Source organism: Loktanella sp. PT4BL (genome assembly GCF_003201935.1).
Lineage (GTDB): Bacteria > Pseudomonadota > Alphaproteobacteria > Rhodobacterales > Rhodobacteraceae > Yoonia.
This window is the reverse complement of record NZ_QJJL01000003.1, coordinates 443,958-460,711: the sequence shown is the minus strand read 5'-3', so window position 1 is coordinate 460,711 and position 16,754 is coordinate 443,958. Positions and strand designations below refer to the sequence as shown.

Below are 16,754 nucleotides of genomic sequence, written 5' to 3'. Positions count from 1 at the left end.
AGACACAAGGCGCAAGGCTCTTTGCGCAAAGAGCTGTTTTTGATTGCGCCCTGTGCGACACGATGTAGGTGCGGCGCGGCGTTCTGCCACCTTAAACCTTTGATACCCCGACAAAACACCCTGCCCGAGACGCAAATTGCCAAATGCTATAAACTTGCGCAAACTGCTGCAAGAAGGGCCAGAACCACAGCCGGACAGGTGGATCTGCCCCAAGAGGAGAGCACAGCAATGGTGGAGAGAGATTCGATAAGCTTTGTCTTCTCCGGATCAGGCAGCGGCACGCCCGTCACCCCCGCAGAATTCGTCGCAACCATCGCGACGCTCGCCCCACCCGGCTTTGGGTGGCTGCACCTGAACAGAGCGGACGCAGCGACGCCCGCGTTACTGGCCGAGGCAGGGCTGGATCACTTTGTAATCGCCGCCCTGACCGCTGACGAAACCCGCCCGCGCTGCACCGTGCACGGCAACGGCGTGCTCTTGAACCTGCGCGGTGTGAACCTGAACCCTGATGCAGAACCAGAAGACATGGTGTCGGTGCGGCTCTGGCTGGAACATCAGCGCGTGATCGGGGTTTGGGGGCGTCCTCTTTTTGCAGTGCAGGATCTGGCCGAGACGGTGACACGCGGCGAGGCCCCGCGATCACCCGGCGATTTCGTGGCGAAACTGGCATTGCGTCTGACAGATCGGGCCGAACCGGTCGTGGCAACCCTGAACGAGGAAATCGACACGCTGGAAGAGGCGGTCATTGACCCGAAGGCCCGTGTGTCACGCGCGCGCCTTGGCGGCTTGCGGCGCAAAGCCATCGTGTTGCGCCGCTATTTCGTGCCGCAACGCGACGCGCTGACCACGCTGGAAATCGAAGATATCGGCTGGCTGGACAACCATGATCGCGCGCGCCTGCGCGAGGCGGCGGAACGGGTGCAGCGCTTTGGCGAGGAACTCGATGCGATCCGTGACCGAGCGCAGATCGTGCATGACCAGATCATGGACAACCGCGCCGAAGCGATGAACCAGCGCATGCTGCTGCTCTCGATCGTCTCGGCGATCTTCCTGCCCTTGGGGCTGTTGACCGGATTGCTGGGCATCAATGTGGGCGGCATGCCCGGTGTGGATGATCCGCGGGCATTCTGGGCCGTCTGTTTGCTGATTGCCGGCCTTGCCGGCCTTTTGGTCCTGCTTTTCCGCAAGCTGGGACTGTTCCGCACGTAAGGTGGATCTCAATCCACCTTACACCAAAATACCTTTGAGCGAATTCGGGCTGTCCTCGATAATCCGCACCGCGCGCACCTGCCCCAGCACATCCGCTGGCGCATCGGCATAAACCGCATGCAGATACTCGGACTTGCCGATCATCTGGCCCGCTTCACGCCCTGCCTTTTCAAACAAGACCTTCACGTCGCGGCCGACCATGGCAGCCTGCGTCGCCTGCTGTTGTTCACGCAAGAGCGCCTGCAAGCGCTGCAAACGGTCATGCATCACATCCTCGGGCAGCTGCGGCTTTTCAGCGGCAGGCGTGCCCGGACGGGTAGAGTATTTGAACGAATAGGCTTGCCCATAGTGGACATCGCGCACCAGCTGCATGGTGTCTTCAAAATCCTGCTCCGTCTCACCGGGGAAGCCCACAATGAAATCACCCGACAACAGCAGGTCAGGCCGCGCCGCGCGAATACGTGCGATCAACGCCAGATAACTCTCGGCGGTATGCTTGCGGTTCATCGCCTTCAAAATCCGGTCCGACCCTGATTGCACCGGCAAATGCAGATAAGGCATCAGTTTATCGCAAGTGCCATGCGCTTCGATCAACGCATCATCCATGTCATTGGGGTGGGAAGTGGTGAAACGGATACGCTCCAACCCGTCCACCTTGTCCAGCGCCCAGATCAGCCCTGCCAAGCCACCCTCATGCCCGTGATAGGCGTTCACATTCTGGCCCAGGAGCGTGATTTCCTTCACACCGCTTTCCACCAGTTCCTGCGCCTCGCGAATGATCCGATCCGCCGGACGCGACACCTCGGCACCGCGCGTATAGGGCACGACACAAAACGCGCAGAATTTGTCGCAACCTTCCTGCACGGTCAGGAAAGCGGTCGGCCCGCGCTTGGCCTTGGCGCGTGTTTTCAGCGTATCAAACTTGTCATCGTCAGGAAAATCGGTGTCCAGCGCCTTGGCCCCGCTCTGCACCGCCTCTTCCATCGCTGGCAAACGGTGATAGCTTTGCGGGCCCACCACCAGATCAACCATCGGCTGGCGGCGGATGATCTCTTCACCCTCGGCCTGTGCCACACAACCCGCGACACCGATTTTCAGATCGGGGTTTGCAGCCTTCAGCCCTTTGAACCGGCCCAGTTCGGAATAGACCTTTTCGGCGGCCTTTTCGCGAATGTGGCAGGTATTGAGCAGAATCATATCCGCGTCATCCGGTGTGGTTGTTTCCACATAGCCCTTACCGCCCAGCGCCTCGGCCATGCGTTCGCTGTCATAGACGTTCATCTGACAACCATAGGTCTTGATATAAAGCTTCTTTGGCGCGGACATGGGGGCTGCTCTCGGGTTAGGATAACTCGGGCCTTCTAACGACTTGGCGGAATGCTTGCAATGCGGCCCGATATCACCGATTTTGCACCCTGCCTTTCGACGAAGCGAGTTTTATGCATTACCCATCCATTTCCGCACTCTCGGGCGATCTTCGACGCAGCCCGCCCAAAGGCCCTGTTGCCTTGATCCTGATCGAGGATGATGTTGCGGTTGCACGCACGATTGCCCACCATACCAACGCAGGTTTCGCCCGCATTCTCGCCTTTTGTGCGCCCCGGCAGACGTTGCCAACCGACCTGCCCGACACCGTGGACCGTGTCGATTTTGACGTCAGCGCTGAGGACGCTTTGCAAGTGATCGTCAATGCGATGATCAAGGCGCTGCCGGACCAGTGGCTCTATTATTGTTATAATGCGGAATATCTTTTCTACCCGTTCTGCGAGACCCGCAGCGTAGGCGAGATGCTGACATTCATGCGCGAGGAACGGCGCGACACAGTGATGAGTTCTGTCGTCGATCTCTATGCCAAAGACCTGACGACCCATCCTGACGGTGTTGATCACGACGGCGCCCATTTCGACAAATCCGGCTACTATGCGCTCGCCCGCGCAGATGATGATGGCGAAACACTCGAGCGGCAGGTCAATGTCTTTGGCGGGCTGCGGTGGCGGTTCGAAGAGCATATCCCGAAACTGCGCCAACGGACCGACAGGATTTCATTTTTCCGCGCGCAGCCCGGTCTGGAAATGCTGGCGGATCGGGGATTCAATATCGCTGAATACAACACCTATTCCTGCCCGTGGCACAATAATCTTTCTGCCGCGATCGGCTCGTTCCGGACGGCCAAGGCCCTGCGGCGCAACCCGGGCAGCCGGTCAGCCATCACAACCTTTCACTGGCCACAGTCCCAGCGTTTCAGCTGGCACTCACAACAGCTTCTGGATTTGGGGCTGATGGAACCGGGGCAGTGGTTCTAAACTGCTTCTTTGGATAATGCAGTGATGAATAAGGCCAATCGCTTGGTCTTTTGACCAAACCGGCATGGATTGGCGCTGACCGGATCAAGTGCATATGCAGCGCCAAATCATCCGCGTCGCGGATCAGATGTTCCCAGAACCGGCGCTGCCAAATGCCCTTTTCGCCGCCTTTGCGGTGGCTCTCTGGAATATAGGCAGGCGCAGGTGCATGGCGCGAAAAACTTGATTTAATCAGCAGCCAGCGTTTGGAAAAATCGGCATCCCCGTCCGGCAACGTCCAGATCATATGCAGCTTGTTGGGAAGGATCACTGCGGCCTCAATCTCAAACGGCCAGCGCTTGCGGCAAAGACGCATCGCGTCACGTAACAGGTCAATCTGCGACACCAAGAGATCGGACCGGTGATCCTGCAAGCGGACGGTAAAGAAATAGGTGCCACCCGGCACGTAAAGACGACGGTAATGAGACATGCGACGACTGTCTCAAATATCGGTTAATTATTTATGAAACTATGCAAACCGTAAGGTGGATCACGATCCATCTTACCCGTCACTTACGGCGCAACCGGATGACAACATCCACTGACGCGATTTCTGCCCCGGCAGGCGCGTCGGGCAAGTTGCGGATTTCCAGCTCGTCCGCAGGCGCGTCTGTCAAGGTCGCGCTGTCTTCCCAATAGAAATGCGGATGGTCTGTCATATTCGTGTCGAAGTAGCTTTTCGATCCGTCCACTGTAATCTCGCGGACGAGGCCCGCATCGCAGAACGCGCGCAATGTATTATAGACAGTCGCCAGAGACACTTTTTCATCTGCATCAGAGGCTGCTTCGAAAAGGCTTTCGGCTGTCACATGGCGGTCCTGCCCGTCGCCCACCAGCAAAGACGCCAAGGTTACGCGCTGACGCGTCGGCCGGAGCCCCGCACCCGCCAACCAGTTTGTGCTGCGCTGTGTCGCTATATCTGACATGATCGCCCTTTATGACAATTATTCTCAAGTATATGGGAAGAATATCCCCCGGATCAAATGAAAACCGTCAGAAAAGCGCAGACTTGCTCTCATAAACCGCTGAGTGATAGAGGTCTTGCGACGCAGTAAAGAAGAACGAGACCAAAGATATGGCCGATTACCCGACTTATTTTGACAAAGACGCCCTGCTGGCTTGCGCCCGTGGCGAGCTTTTCGGCGAAGGCAACGCCCAGCTTCCAGCGCCTCCCATGCTGATGATGGACCGGATCACCGAGATTTCGGGTGATGGCGGCGCACACGGGAAAGGCCATGTTGTGGCTGAATTCGATATCACGCCTGATCTTTGGTTCTTTGACTGCCATTTCCCCGGAAACCCGATCATGCCAGGCTGCCTCGGGCTTGACGGGCTGTGGCAATTGACCGGTTTCAACCTTGGCTGGCGCGGCTGGCAAGGGCGCGGTTACGCGCTGGGTGTGGGCGAGGTCAAACTGACCGGCATGGTCCGGCCCGACCGCAAGATGCTGACATACAAGGTAGATTTCACCAAAGCCATCCAGACCCGCCGCCTCACCATGGGCGTGGCCAACGGAATTGTTGAGGCGGATGGCGAGGTCATCTATCAAGTCACCGACATGAAAGTCGCCCTGTCTGAAAGCTAGTCGAGAGCTTCGCCCTCGCACATCCATTACCGTTCAAAAGGAGAGGTGCCCATGCGCCGCGTTGTTGTCACAGGTCTCGGGATCGTATCACCGATCGGAAACAATGCCGAAGAAGTGCTTGCCGCGCTCAAGGCCGGAAAGTCCGGGATCGAGGCATCGCCCGAAATGGCCGAGCACGGGTTTCGCAGCCAGATCGCGGGTACGCTCAAGCTCGACATCACCGACCATGTCGACAAGCGCACCCTGCGCTTCATGGGTCCGGGTGCGGCCTATGCGCACATCGCCATGGGACAGGCGATTTTCGACGCGGGATTGACCGAAGAGCAGGTCGTCAACCCGATGACGGGCCTGATTGCAGGATCGGGCGGGCCATCGACCTCGGCCATTCTCAAGGCACATGAGGTCGTCAAAGAGACAGGCTCGACCAAGCGCATCGGGCCGTTCGCGGTGCCAAAGGCCATGTCCTCGACGGTCAGCGCGAACCTCGCGACAGCCTATAAAATCAAGGGCATGAATTTTTCGATCACCTCTGCCTGTTCCACCTCGCTGCACTGCATCGGCATGGCCGCGCAGCAGGTGGCACTCGGCACGCAGGACATCATGTTCGCAGGCGGCGGCGAGGAACTGGACTGGACGCTGTCCTGCCTCTTTGATGCGATGGGCGCGATGTCCTCGAAATATAACGACACCCCCGAGCGCGCGAGCCGCGCCTTTGACGCCGACCGCGACGGTTTCGTAATCGCGGGCGGCGGTGCCATGGTCGTGCTGGAAACGCTGGAAAGCGCGCAGGCACGCGGCGCAAAAATCTATGCCGAAGTGACAGGCTTTGCTGCCACATCAGACGGGGCCGATATGGTGGCCCCTTCGGGCGAAGGCGGCGAACGCGCGATGCGCGGCGCTTTGGTCACGCTGCCCGAGGGCCGCAAGGTCAGCTACATCAACGCACACGGCACATCGACCCCTGTGGGCGACGTAGGCGAAGTCGAGGCCGTGCGCCGCGTCTTTGGCAAAGGCACCACGCCACCGATCAGCTCCACCAAATCCATGACCGGTCACAGCCAAGGCGCCACAGGGGCACAAGAGGCCGTCTATTGCCTCCTGATGCTCGAGCACGACTTTATCGCGCCCTCGATCAATGTCGAAACCCTCGACCCCGCGCTTGATCCGGCGGAAATTGCGACCGCGCTCGTCGAAAACGCAGGTCTTGATACGGTGATGACCAACTCTTTCGGGTTCGGCGGTACCAACGGTTCCATGCTGCTTTCCAAATTCAAAGGATAGGCCAATGACAATTTCCATGCAGGGCAAACGCGGGCTGATCATGGGCGTGGCGAATGAACGCTCCATCGCCTGGGGCATCGCCAAAGCCATGGCCGACGCAGGCGCCGAACTGGCCTTTACATATCAGGGCGAGGCTTTCGGCAAACGGCTTGAACCGCTTGCCGCCTCTGTCGGGTCCGACATCATGGTCGATGTGGATGTGAACGACGATGCCAGCATGGATCTGGCGTTCCAGACGCTCAAAGACCGCTGGGGCTCGCTTGATTTCGTGGTCCACGCGATTGCATTTTCCGACAAGAACGAGCTGACAGGCCGCTTCATCAACACCAGCCGCGACAACTTTAAAAACTCGCTGGCGATTTCGTGCTATTCCTTCATCGACGTGGCCAAGCGGGCGTCCGAGATGATGCCCGATGGCGGGACATTGCTGACGCTGACCTACCAGGGTTCCAACCGCGTGACCCCATTCTACAACGTCATGGGCGTGGCGAAAGCGGCGCTGGAATCCGCAACGCGCTACCTTGCCAATGACCTTGGCCCCCAAGGGATCCGCGTCAACGCGATCAGCCCCGGCCCGATGAAGACCCTCGCAGGGGCGGCTATCGGTGGCGCGCGCAAGACCTACAAACACACCGACCAGAACGCCCCCTTACGCAGCAACGCCACGCTTGAAGCTGTGGGCGGCACGGCCGTTTACCTTGCATCCGATGCGGGGGCCTGCACCACGGGCGAGATCATACGCGTCGACGGCGGCTACCACGTGCTGGGGATGCCGCAGGCGGACAATCTGTAGGGACAATACCCCGTCTTTGAATTCACCCGCCTGCTGGCGTTTTGCGCCGTTGGGCGCGAGGCGTATGGGTGGGCATTCAAGTATTTGGGTCGGCTGTCTGCATTGTAGGAGTTTGCTTGCGTCTGATACCGCCGGGCGGGCCGGTTCTATCGGTTCAGAGCAAACCCTCGTGGATTACGCAGGGAACGGCAGCCTAGCGCCCAAAGCTTCGCAATTCCGCAGCACCGCTGGGTGCTGTTAAGGGTAACCCCCAATGAGTCGGACAGATCCCGACCCAAACCTGCGGAAAACAGCGCTGATTGCCGCAGGTTTGTGGTTGCATCAGCTTTTGGCAATTCAAAAATGGTCTTTCAGAAGCGAGGAAGTGAAGTGCTCCCAGACCGCTATGCTGGCATCACGCACTGCAAATGCTTCCGTGCGGCTCATTGTTGCTGTGATTGGTATCAACTGCCCACGTGCTTTGATTGCGACATGGTACCCTGGTGTCCCATTGCGAGGGACTGGCATTGAGCCAGGATCATATGGTGCACCACCATTGAAATCGACAACGATTTCAGAGAATTCAGCATACGCAACCGTATTCACACCAAAATGGATACTTACGTCGTCAAAGCATATCTCATAGCGCTTTTTTCGCCAACCAAAGCGCCAGACTACCCACGACAGGCAAGCACAGGCTCCTACGAATATAAGCGCCGTGTCTAATTGACCCTCAGCGATCCCGATCAGGGCTATCAGTAAACATCCGAAGGCAGGCAGGCCGCCAACCAGCGTCACTAAGGTTGCAATAACCATGTTGCGCGCCAACATCGTGATGACAACAGAACCGTTTGGTTGTGTGATTACATCGACGTTCTTTTTCCTGTCACTTGCCAATGGAAGCTCATTCAGTCCGATACATCCGAATACTGAGACATTGAGTTCCTCTATTTGCAAGCCCATCACGCCCAAATGGCCGCAGCCAACCGGCACCTGCGTCGTAAGGTTTTATCTGCCTAATTGGCGTTTCGCCTTGAACTGAGCATGCAAACAAGAGCCATTTATTAAAGATCGCCTGGTTTCCGCTTTGTCCCGCGAAACGGACATCGCATCATCCGCTCGAGGGCCGCCCTGCCTGCACGCCTTGCCCCGTCACTCACTCAAACACGATCACGTTGCGCTTGGCGCTGCCTGTCTTGGTATCCGCAATCGCCTCGTTGATTTGCTCCAGCGACCAGCGCCCCGAGATCAGCTCATCCAGTTTCAGCCGCCCCTGTTCGTAGAGATCGACCATCCACGGAATATCGCGCGCGATGACCACATCGCCCATCTTCGATCCCACCATGCCTTGGCCGGTAGCTGCCAGCATCACCGGCTCATAGGTGGACATCGCACCCGAATGGGGCATGCCGACCATGATCACCTTGCCGCCATTGGCGAGGTATTGCGGGGCAGTGTCATAGGCCGGTATTGCACCCACTGTGACAAAGACCGCATCGGCCCCGCGCCCGATGGCCTTTTTCGCGGCACGCCACGGTTTTTCGGAGGTCGCAAGCACCCCGTCGGTTGCGCCGAATTCCTTGGCAATGGCGAGCTTTTCTTCCGACATATCCACTGCGATGATCCGACGTGCGCCTGCGATGCGCGCGCCTTGGATCGCGTTCAGACCCACGCCACCTGCGCCAATCACAACCACGTCCTGTCCGGCGCGCAGACCCGCTGCGTTTACCACAGCCCCCACGCCCGTGATGACGCCACAGGCGAGCAGCGATGCCGCTTCCATCGCAATCCCTTCAGACAGTTTCACCACCTGGCTTTGATCGACGACCACCCGTTCGGCAAAGCCGCCCGTGTTCATCGCCTGATGTAGCGCAGCACCCGTTGCGTCGGTCAGCGGACCGCTGGCCATGTCGCTTTCACAGGCCACCGGTTTGCCGCCCGCGCAGGACGGGCAGGTGCCACAGGCGCGGATCAGCGTCACGACCACAGGATCGCCGACCGCGATACCGCGCACGCCCGCACCGACTGCACTGACGTGCCCTGCGGCCTCATGGCCGTAGACCGCAGGCAGGGTGCCGCCCCATCCGCCGTCGATATAGGAGATGTCGGAATGGCAGATCGCGCAGGCCTTGAGTGTGACCTCAACCTCGCCCATTTCGGGGGCGGCAAGCGTGACCGTTTCAATGGTGAGCGGGGCGCCGAACTGGCGGCAAACGGCGGCTTTGATCTGTGGCATGGGGTTCATCCTTGGAATGTTGTGCGCTGACCCTGCTTTGGTCGGATGCGTCTTGCAAGTCTGATCGCGACGTTATGTGCCGCGGGGGCGCTTTGGCCGGGGGGTTTGGACAAAAACCAGAATACAGCCGATGGTCAGGATCGCCGACAAAATGAAGGGCGCGCCCGGTGCGTAGACCGGGCCGTGGCCGTCGGTGAAAAACCAGAAGGTCTGCGTGACCATCAGCGGGGCGACAATTGTGGCCACCGCGTTGATGGAACTGACCGTGCCCTGCAATTCGCCTTGTTGGTTATCTGCCGCAGTGCGCGACATGATCCCTTGCAGCGCAGGCCCCGCGATCGAGCCCAATGCGGTGAGCGGCGTCAGTGCCAGTGCGACCCATCCGTTCGTCACGAAACCCAGCGCGACAAAAGCCAGCACGTCAACCGACAGGCCAAGGATCACGGCCTTGCGTTCGCCGATACGGTTCAGGATCGGGCGGATGAGCAAGCCCTGCACCACGGCGATGCCGATGCCGAAGATGCCCAGCGACAGGCCGATCATACCCGGCCCCCAGCCAAAGCGTTCCGCGCCGAAATAGGCCCAGACGCCGGGGTAGACGAAAAAGGCGATGGTGTAGACAAAGCTGATCAGAAGCAGCCGCTTCACCCCGGGCAGGCCCCCGATGTTTCGGAACGCACCCAGCGGGTTGGCGCGCCGCCACTCAAAGGGGCGGCGGATCCGGTCGGTCACGCTCTCGGGCAGGACATAGTAGCCGAAGACTGCGTTGGTCATTGCCAGAAATGCCGCTGCCCAAAACGGGGCGCGCGTGCCGAATTCCGCCAGCGCCCCGCCCATGAGAGGGCCCAGCACAAAGCCGACGCCAAAAGCCGCACCGATCAGGCCGAAGTTGGCGGCTTTTTCCTCGGGCGCGGAAATATCGGCCATATAGGCGGCCGAGGTTGATTGCGTTGCCGCCGTGATCCCGCCGATCACCCGCGCAATGATCAGCAGCCAGATTGTGAAAGCCAGTGCCATCAAAACATAGTTGAAAGCCATGATCACCAGCGAGATGATCAGGATAGGCCTGCGGCCGTAGCGGTCCGACAGGCTGCCCAGGGTCGGGCCGAAAAGGAACTGCATCGCCGCGAAAATCGTTGCGAGAATACCGCCCCAAACGGCCGCACCGCCGATGCCTTGGCCTTCGACCTCTTGGATCAGGTCGGGCATCACCGGCATGATCAGACCGATCCCCATACTGTCGAGCATGACCGATATGAAGATAAAGATGACGGCGAGGCGTTTGTTCATCCGCGCAGGATTAGTCTGCGCGGTCGGTTTTGCAAGCGCGTTCAATGGGCTAGGCGCGCAAATGCCCCGTTGCTGATAAAAAGTCACAAAGGTGCTGCGCGAATTCCGCCGGTTGTTCGACACAGGGCAGATGGCCGGCCTTGCGGATCAGCACGAATTTGGAGCCTGGGATCAGGTCGGTGGTTTCACGCACCAGATCGGGCGGTGTTGAGCCGTCTTCGCTTCCGGCAATGCCCAAAGCAGGTATGCGCAGCCCGCTGGTCGGCGTGTAGAAATCGGTGCCTGCGATGGCTGCACAAACGCCGGTATAGCCCGCGACCGAAGTGGCCTCTACCATTGCTTTCCACGGGGTCATGTCCGGCGTTCCGTAAAAATCGCGCCCGAACCAGCGGCGCATGATTTCGTCCGAGGCAGCCGCCAGTCCGTTGGCCGTGATAAAGCTGATCCTGTCCTGCCAGAGTTTGGAGTTGCCGATTTTGGCGGCCGTGTTTGACAGGACCATTGCGCGGATCAGATCGGGCCGCTTCACGGCGAGCCCTTGCGCGATCATTCCACCGACGGACAGGCCGACGAACATCGCATCTTTGATATCAAAGGCATCGCAGACAGCTTCGGCGTCGCTGATCAATTGGCCCATGCTATATGGTCCCTCAGGCGCATCGGATCGCCCGTGCCCGCGCATATCATAGCGCAGAATGCGCAAGCCCTCGGGCAGCAAAGGCAGGATCGCGTCCCACAGGTGCAGGGTGGTGCCCAAGGAGTTTGAGAACACCACCGTTGGTCCATTTTCAGGACCCGTCATTTGGGCGAAAATGCCGGTACCGTCTGGCCGTGTGATCATCTGCTCTTGCATTGTCGTATCTTTCCGCTTCGATCAGGTTTTTGGCGTCACGCCAGCGTCTCCAGCGCTTTTGCAAAGACGGAGGCATCGACGTTGCCACCTGTGGCCACCGCGATCACGGCATCGCCTTCGAAAGCGTCGGGGTGAAACAGTGCGGCGGCAAGCGCAGCTGCCCCGCCCGGTTCCACGACAATGCGCAGGCGTTCAAAGGCGAGGGCCATGGCGCGCAGGCATTCATCCTCGGTCACCACCACACCGGGGCCGCAGAGTTTTTGCATGATCGGGAAGGTCAGATTGCCCGGTTGCGGGGTGATGATCGCATCGCAAAGCGACCCGCTCAGGCGCGCGTTGCGTTCGATCTTACCGCTTTGAAGTGAGCGCGTGACGTCGTCAAAGCCTTCCGGTTCGGCGGGCCGTGCGCGCAAGCCGGGCGCGTCTGCGGCGAGGGCGAGGGCGATGCCCGAGGTCAGACCACCGCCGCCGCAACAGACCATGACATCGGCCTCGGTCACGCCCAGTGCGGTCATATCTTCTGCAATCTCGAGGCCGACTGTGCCCTGGCCTGCGATCGTCATTTCCGCATCGAATGGCTTGATCAGGGTCAGGTTGCGTTCTGTCGACAGCCGTTCGCCGATTTCGTCGCGGTCCTCGGTTTCGCGGTCGTAAAGGATCACTTCGGCCCCGAGCGCGCGGGTGTTCTCGATTTTTACGGCGGGCGCATCGGCGGGCATGATGATGACAGCAGGCGCGCCGTGTTCACGGGCGGCAAGTGCGACGCCTTGGGCATGGTTACCGCTGGAAAAGGCGATGACGCCGGTTTTCAGCGCATTGTCCGAGAGGGCCGAGACCGACGCCCAGCCACCGCGGAACTTGAAAGACCCGGTGTGTTGCAGGCACTCGGCTTTCACAAAAACCCGTCTGCCCGCGATATCGTCGAGAAAGGGAGAGGTCAGGATCGGGGTGCGCCGTGCATGGCCTTTGATGCGGTCGGCGGCGGCGCGGATCATGTCGATGTTCATTGTAGTGTCTCCAGCCAGCGGTGCAGGGTAGCCACGGCATCAGGTTCGTCAAGGAAGGGCACATGCCCGCGGCCTGCAATGTCGGCGCGGATCATATCGGGGCGGCGGTGTTGCATTTCATCTGCGGTCGCTTGGGTCAGCAAATCCGAGTTTGCGCCGCGAATGAGTGCCAGCGGCAATCCCGCCAGCGCGTCAAACAGCGGCCACAGATCGGGGGTGGGTTGCGCGCCGCTGGCCAGCACTGCGTCCCGCAGTTTCGGATCATAGCGGATGATCAGGCCGTCGGGGGTTTCCTGATAGTGGGCCCGCACTTCCGCAAGCCAGCGGTCCATCGGGACATCGGTGAAATGGGTCCAGAGCTTTGCGCGGACCTCGGCGGCTTCGGCATAGGTTTTTTGGGCAGGGTTGCGCCCGATGTAGTCCTTGATGACATCAAGGCCCTTTGGCGCAATTTCAGGCCCAATGTCGTTGAGTGCGACGCCCGATAAACGCTCTTTGGCCGTCGCCGCCAGCAGCATCGCGATCAACCCGCCGCGCGAGGTGCCAAGGATCGCCGCCTGTTCCAGCCCAAGATGATCCATCAGCGCCAGCGTATCTGCGGCCTCTTGCGGGATCGTGTAGGTGGTGGGATCGGCCCAGTCCGATTGGCCGCGCCCGCGATAATCGGGGCGGATCAGGCGGACAGGCAGGTGGGGCGCGACATGGTCGAAATCAGCGCCGTTGCGGGTCAGGCCGGCCAGTGCAATGACCGGCAAGCCGGTGCCTTCGTCCGTGTAATGCAGGCGCAGCCCGTCGGTAGAGATGTAGCTCGGCATCACAAATGCTCCGGTATTGCGGTAAGGTCGGAAAGCACGTGGTGCGGTGTGGCATAGAGTCTGTCGACCGGTTCGCCCGCGCGGTTCACCCATGCGGTCTGAAACCCGTAACCGGCAGCACCGGCGGCGTCCCAGCCGTTGGACGACACGAAGAGGACTTCATCCTTGGCACAGCCGAAACGCGCGCCGATCATGTCATAAACGCGGGTCTGGGGTTTGAAGACGCCCACGTCTTCGACGCTCAGCAGCGCATCCAGCAGGTCGCCGATATCCGCAGAGTTCACCGCCGCCTGCAACATGTCGGGGGACCCGTTCGACAGGATTGCCGTGGCGATGCCGTGTTCCTTGAGGCTGCGCAACATGGCGGGGACTTCCGGATAGGGGCTGAGTTCCCAGTAAAGCTCCAGCAGGCGGGTGCGCGTGGCGGGATCGGCAAGGCCGTGGGCCTCAAGCGCCCAGTCCAGACCATCCTGCGTGACTTTCCAGAAATCGCAATGCCTGTCGGCCACTGCGCGCAGCCATGAATATTCGAGCTGCTTGCGCCGCCAATCGCGCGCCAGCGCAGGCCAGACAGCGGCGAGCCCCGCGTGCGCGGGGTCTTGGGCGGCCTGCATCGCGGCGGCGTTGACATCGAAGAGCGTGCCATAGGCATCAAAGACGGCAGTGGTGATGGGCATGGGGGTCTCCATTGGGTGAAATCCATCGTGGCACGCCCGCCCGTCCACGAAAAGGGGCAATGCGTTTGCATCCCCTGCTATGATTGCATAGGGTGCGCGTTCAAATTTTGAAAAGGATGAGAAAGCGAGACCATGACCGAAGCAAAAACAGGCGATACCGTAAAGATCAACTATGTCGGCACACTCAACGACGGGCAGATGTTCGACAGTTCCGAAGGCCGTGATCCGTTGGAGTTTGTTGTCGGCTCCGGTCAGATCATCAAAGGGTTGGACAGCGCGATCCCCGGCATGACCGTGGGCGACAAAAAGACCGTGAACGTGCCATGTGATCAGGCCTACGGCCACGCGAACCCGGACGCGCGCCAAGCCGTGCCACGCGAACAGATCCCTGCCGAAATCCCGCTGGAGATCGGCACGCAGTTGCAGATGCAGACACCGCAGGGGCAGGTTGTGCCCGTGACAGTGGCCGAAGTCACCGAGGCCGAAGTGACGCTGGACGCCAACCACCCGCTGGCCGGTCAGGACCTGAACTTCGAAATCGAGGTTGTCGAGATCAAAGCGGCCTAAGCAGGCGGGTCTAACAACGCAAAGCGCACCCTGTGGCAAACGGGGTGCGCTTTTTTCATTTTTGGGTCTTCATTGCGTGCAATGCCAAAGCAGACATCTACTCAGGTTGCAGCGATGGTCTGAACTGCAGCGCCTTGTTCTAGGACGAAAGCGGACATCGGCTGCGGTCTGCATGAAAGCCACCTATCCGGAGTTTGCTACCCTACGAAATGAATCTAAAAGTCCCTTTGCTTCTCACCGGTCGGCATCGCCCAACCTCTCCTCGGAGAACCATTTTGCAACGCTTTCAAAGGTATCCAACCAAGTCTGTGACGCGCGACCCCATACCATTGATGCCTCAAACCCCTTCAGCTCGGACGATGGTCAGATAGCGCCTGTGGCGAACTATGAGGGCTCCAAGCCGACATTCTTCTACCCGTCCATCGCTCCATCCCAGTCATAGACAACGATATCCGCAGTCTCGCGCGCACCCATCGCGCGGTAGAGCCCGCGCGCCGGACCGTTGTCACCTTCGGTCGCGAGCCATATCCCTTCGCAGCCACGTGCGCGGGCGACGCCGATCAGGCGGTTACAAAGCGCCGTGGCGATCCCGCGCCGTTGATGGCTTTCGCGCACCCCGACCTCGTTGATGAAAAACGCCGGTGCCTTGTCCGGATGCAGCAACACCTGCCCGCTTGCCATCCCGACAGCATCGCCCCCATCAAAGGCCAACACCATTTCATGCCGCCCGTCGTTCAAGATTGCCTCGGCCTGATCCGGCAGGATCGCATTATCGAACAAACCCTCTTCAACGGCCATCAACACATCCAGATCCTCTGGACCCAAACGGCGAAGCGTGATTGTCTCGCGCATAAGATGACCTCATTCTGAAAGTTGCCGCATGAAACTCGCCGATCTCGATGTGATTGTCACGGCGCCGCCTGCCCCGGGCTGGGGTGGCCGCTACTGGATCATCCCGAAGGTGACGACGGATACTGGCGTTGTCGGCTACGGCGAATGCTATGCATCCTCCGTCGGGCCCGAGGCGATGAAGGCCGTTATCACAGACGTCTTTTCCCGCCACATGGCAGGCGAGAACCCCGAAAACATCGAACTGATGTTCCGCCGCGTCTATTCGGCGGGCTTTACCCAACGCCCGGACCTGACCGTTATCGGCGCATGGTCCGGGCTTGAAATGGCCTGCTGGGATATCCTTGGCAAAGACCGCGACCGCCCCGTTCACGCGCTGATCGGCGGGCGGATGAATGACCGCATCCGCGCCTATACCTACCTCTACCCCCGCCCCGACCATCCGCTGCCTGAATTCTGGTCCAGCCCCGCAATGGCCGCTGAAGCCGCATTTGATATGGTCGAAAAGGGGTATACGGCGGTCAAATTCGACCCTGCAGGCCCCTATACGATCCGCGGCGGGCATATGCCCTCGATGTACGATATTTCACTCTCGGTGGCCTTTTGCAAAGCAATCCGCGAGGCGGTGGGCGACCGCGCGGACCTTTTGTTCGGCACGCATGGCCAGTTCAGCACCGGTGGCGCGATCCGTCTGGCAAAAGCCATCGAACCATATAGTCCCCTTTGGTACGAAGAACCTGTCCCGCCTGATAACATCAACCAGATGGCCCGCGTCGCCGGCGCCACCAGCATCCCTGTCGCCACCGGTGAGCGCCTGACCACCAAGGCCGAATTCGCCCCCGTGCTGCGGGCAGGTGCCGCGTCAATCCTGCAACCGGCACTGGGCCGCGCGGGCGGGATTTGGGAAACCAAAAAGATCGCCGCCATGGCCGAGGTCTATAACGCGCAGATCGCCCCGCACCTTTACGCAGGCCCCGTGGTATGGGCCGCCAACATCCAACTTGGCGCATCAATCCCGAATATCCTGATGGCAGAGACGATCGAGACCCCGTTCCACAACGACCTTATCAAAGGCAGCTTGCGCGTTGAGGACGGCTATATCCCCGTCCCCACGGCCCCCGGCCTCGGCATCGATTTTGACGAAGACCTCGCCCGCGCGCACCCCTATGACGGCGACGGGCTGCACCTGCAAATGCAGGAAGACCCAATCGGGTATCACGGGGTCAACAATTTTGGCGGAGGCGCCCCTGTCAAACGATAGGCAACAGAGC

General features: G+C 59.9%; 18 protein-coding genes. 7 read left to right on the top strand and 11 right to left on the bottom strand.

All coding sequences use genetic code 11. The features are described 5' to 3' along the window. Positions 1-228: 228 nt before the first annotated feature. Positions 229-1,209: a zinc transporter ZntB gene (locus C7964_RS12055; RefSeq protein ID WP_110279898.1), complete on the top strand. Its 981-nt coding sequence runs from the start codon at positions 229-231 to the stop codon at positions 1,207-1,209. Between the two features lie 18 nt (positions 1,210-1,227). On the opposite strand, the gene miaB is transcribed toward C7964_RS12055, so the two are convergent. After that, the gene (miaB, locus tag C7964_RS12050) at positions 1,228-2,535 is read right to left on the bottom strand and encodes a tRNA (N6-isopentenyl adenosine(37)-C2)-methylthiotransferase MiaB (RefSeq protein WP_110279897.1); all 1,308 of its coding nucleotides are present in this window, start codon (positions 2,533-2,535) and stop codon (positions 1,228-1,230) included. Positions 2,536-2,648: 113 nt separating this feature from the next. Here miaB and C7964_RS12045 point away from each other — a divergent pair, with 113 nt between their 5' ends. Further along, positions 2,649-3,512 (top strand): glycosyltransferase family protein, encoded by an 864-nt coding sequence (locus tag C7964_RS12045; protein ID WP_110279896.1) that lies wholly within the window; start codon positions 2,649-2,651, stop codon positions 3,510-3,512. Here the strand turns inward: C7964_RS12045 and C7964_RS12040 are convergent. Both C7964_RS12040 and irrA read right to left on the bottom strand, forming a co-directional pair. Next, positions 3,451-3,981, bottom strand: a complete 531-nt coding sequence (locus C7964_RS12040; protein ID WP_110279895.1) for an REP-associated tyrosine transposase — start codon at positions 3,979-3,981, stop codon at positions 3,451-3,453. The genes C7964_RS12045 and C7964_RS12040 overlap by 62 nt on opposite strands. A 79-nt stretch (positions 3,982-4,060) precedes the next feature. Next, a complete protein-coding gene (irrA, locus tag C7964_RS12035) occupies positions 4,061-4,477 on the bottom strand; it encodes an iron response transcriptional regulator IrrA (protein WP_110279894.1) in 417 nt (138 codons plus the stop codon). A 149-nt stretch (positions 4,478-4,626) separates the two neighbouring features. Between irrA and fabA the strand changes: the two genes are divergently transcribed. From fabA to C7964_RS12020, 3 genes are read left to right on the top strand one after another with little or no spacing between them, the layout of a single operon-like run. Then, a complete protein-coding gene (fabA, locus tag C7964_RS12030; protein WP_110279893.1) occupies positions 4,627-5,136 on the top strand; it encodes a bifunctional 3-hydroxydecanoyl-ACP dehydratase/trans-2-decenoyl-ACP isomerase in 510 nt (169 codons plus the stop codon). A 51-nt stretch (positions 5,137-5,187) separates the two neighbouring features. Then, positions 5,188-6,417, top strand: coding sequence for a beta-ketoacyl-ACP synthase I (gene fabB, locus C7964_RS12025; RefSeq protein WP_110279892.1), 1,230 nt, complete (start codon positions 5,188-5,190; stop codon positions 6,415-6,417). Positions 6,418-6,421: 4 nt separating this feature from the next. Then, on the top strand, positions 6,422-7,210 hold the full coding sequence (locus C7964_RS12020) for an enoyl-ACP reductase FabI (protein ID WP_110279891.1): 789 nt from the start codon (positions 6,422-6,424) through the stop codon (positions 7,208-7,210). A 336-nt stretch (positions 7,211-7,546) separates the two neighbouring features. Here C7964_RS12020 and C7964_RS12015 read toward each other — a convergent pair whose 3' ends face one another. The 7 genes from C7964_RS12015 to C7964_RS11985 all read right to left on the bottom strand — a co-directional run bounded on the left by C7964_RS12015 (position 7,547) and on the right by C7964_RS11985 (position 14,067). Further along, positions 7,547-8,155 (bottom strand): hypothetical protein, encoded by a 609-nt coding sequence (locus C7964_RS12015; protein ID WP_146214855.1) that lies wholly within the window; start codon positions 8,153-8,155, stop codon positions 7,547-7,549. Between the two features lie 190 nt (positions 8,156-8,345). Beyond that, on the bottom strand, positions 8,346-9,425 hold the full coding sequence (locus C7964_RS12010) for a zinc-binding dehydrogenase (RefSeq protein ID WP_110279889.1): 1,080 nt from the start codon (positions 9,423-9,425) through the stop codon (positions 8,346-8,348). Positions 9,426-9,497: 72 nt separating this feature from the next. Then, positions 9,498-10,715, bottom strand: coding sequence for a TCR/Tet family MFS transporter (locus C7964_RS12005; RefSeq protein WP_110280252.1), 1,218 nt, complete (start codon positions 10,713-10,715; stop codon positions 9,498-9,500). Positions 10,716-10,764: 49 nt separating this feature from the next. Then, positions 10,765-11,568: a 3-oxoadipate enol-lactonase gene (gene pcaD, locus C7964_RS12000; RefSeq protein ID WP_110279888.1), complete on the bottom strand. Its 804-nt coding sequence runs from the start codon at positions 11,566-11,568 to the stop codon at positions 10,765-10,767. 35 nt (positions 11,569-11,603) lie between these two features. Then, complete coding sequence (locus tag C7964_RS11995) at positions 11,604-12,575, bottom strand: threonine ammonia-lyase (protein WP_110279887.1); 972 nt, start codon at positions 12,573-12,575, stop codon at positions 11,604-11,606. Then, positions 12,572-13,390 carry an alpha/beta fold hydrolase gene (locus tag C7964_RS11990; protein ID WP_110279886.1) on the bottom strand — a complete coding sequence of 273 codons (819 nt, stop codon included), beginning with the start codon at positions 13,388-13,390 and terminating at the stop codon, positions 12,572-12,574. The genes C7964_RS11995 and C7964_RS11990 overlap by 4 nt, the downstream gene beginning before the upstream one ends. Beyond that, positions 13,390-14,067, bottom strand: coding sequence for a haloacid dehalogenase type II (locus C7964_RS11985; RefSeq protein ID WP_110279885.1), 678 nt, complete (start codon positions 14,065-14,067; stop codon positions 13,390-13,392). Before C7964_RS11985 ends, C7964_RS11990 begins: the two co-directional genes overlap by 1 nt. 132 nt (positions 14,068-14,199) lie before the next feature. On the opposite strand from C7964_RS11985, the gene C7964_RS11980 reads away from it, so the two are divergent. Beyond that, positions 14,200-14,634 (top strand): FKBP-type peptidyl-prolyl cis-trans isomerase, encoded by a 435-nt coding sequence (locus C7964_RS11980; RefSeq protein WP_110279884.1) that lies wholly within the window; start codon positions 14,200-14,202, stop codon positions 14,632-14,634. 411 nt (positions 14,635-15,045) lie between these two features. Here the strand turns inward: C7964_RS11980 and C7964_RS11975 are convergent, their stop codons facing one another. Next, a complete protein-coding gene (locus tag C7964_RS11975; protein WP_110279883.1) occupies positions 15,046-15,486 on the bottom strand; it encodes a GNAT family N-acetyltransferase in 441 nt (146 codons plus the stop codon). Between the two features lie 28 nt (positions 15,487-15,514). Between C7964_RS11975 and C7964_RS11970 the strand changes: the two genes are divergently transcribed. Next, positions 15,515-16,744, top strand: a complete 1,230-nt coding sequence (locus tag C7964_RS11970) for a mandelate racemase/muconate lactonizing enzyme family protein (protein ID WP_110279882.1) — start codon at positions 15,515-15,517, stop codon at positions 16,742-16,744. Positions 16,745-16,754: the final 10 nt, after the last annotated feature.